The 1131-nt window shown below is 35.4% G+C and carries 1 protein-coding gene and 1 pseudogene; one reads left to right on the plus strand and one right to left on the minus strand.

Annotation, left to right across the window (positions count from 1 at the left end; all coding sequences use genetic code 11):
* The coding region (locus tag L647_RS0100730; RefSeq protein ID WP_024609510.1) for an ATP-binding protein at positions 1-845 on the plus strand (845 nt) is incomplete at its 5' end.
* 89 nt (positions 846-934) lie between these two features.
* Here L647_RS0100730 and L647_RS1000000126190 read toward each other — a convergent pair.
* Positions 935-1131 (minus strand): annotated as a pseudogene (locus tag L647_RS1000000126190) (hypothetical protein); the annotation flags it as partial.

Consider the following 1131-nt stretch of genomic DNA (forward strand, 5'->3'; position numbering starts at 1 on the left):
CGTTAGGGGCTGTAACAAGTGCAGCGCTTATTAATGCTTTAATAATACTTGAAGCAAGCGTTACGCACGATCCTAGTAATACCTATATTAGTCAGTTATTTATTTTAGCAAATGCAATTACTAGCATGGTTTTAGGTGCCGCTATTACAGAGCTTAAACGTAAAAATACTGAATTACAAAAAGCCAATACAAGGCTCAAAGAACAGTTAACTCAAAACACAGCGCTTGCTGCCAAAATGGTCTCGGTTCAAGAAAACGAACGTAAACATCTTTCGCAAGAGTTGCATGACGAGTTAGGGCAAAACCTAACTGCATTAAAAACAGATTTAGCTATTTTGTCTCATCTTAGTGATGAAAATACTCAATCGTTTGTGGCTACGTTAAAAAATAATGCTAACTCTATGTACGACTCAGTTTATCAATTAATGCATTATCTTCGCCCTCGTGAATTAGACGAATTAGGGCTTAAAAAAGCAATGACTCAAGGGCGATTAAAAAGCTTACTTACAAAGGCAAATATTAGTTATGAGGTTAATTTTAATGTGGTAAGAGCGCTTTCTAAAGAACACGAAATTGCCGTTTATAGAATTTGCCAAGAAGCAGTAACTAATTGTATTAAGCACAGTAACGCATCAACCCTTACTATAAATATTAAAACAGATAGTCATTCTATTGAATTAATAATTAGTGATAACGGAAGTAGTGTAAAACCCACTGAAAACACTGGTCATTATGGATTAGCATTTATGCAAGAACGCTCTGTTGCGTTAGGCGGCAGTTTTGAAGTTATTAATCAAAGCGGCTTTACCATTAAAGTAAAGCTGCCTATAAATGCTGATAGTTAAAACGTTTAGCAGATTGATACTTGCCTACTATAAAATTTTTGCCTAAGTAGTTTATTGTCTGCCTGATTGGGATTTACTTGTATTTCAACTTAATTGCCCACCAGTTGTAGTAATAATCCGGTTGCAATTTCGCAATTTCCTAACGTTGATTTTACTACTACCTTTTTACCTATGGCGTCTTGCAGCCTTGGTTTTGGCAAGTTAAGGTTGGTTATGGATCTCAAGCCTTCTGCTTTTACAAATAAATTTATGCAGTGTAATTTAGCTGCCGCAACTCTTTTTTCAT

Source organism: Pseudoalteromonas sp. TB64 (assembly GCF_000498095.1).
In the GTDB taxonomy this organism is placed as follows: Bacteria; Pseudomonadota; Gammaproteobacteria; order Enterobacterales; family Alteromonadaceae; genus Pseudoalteromonas.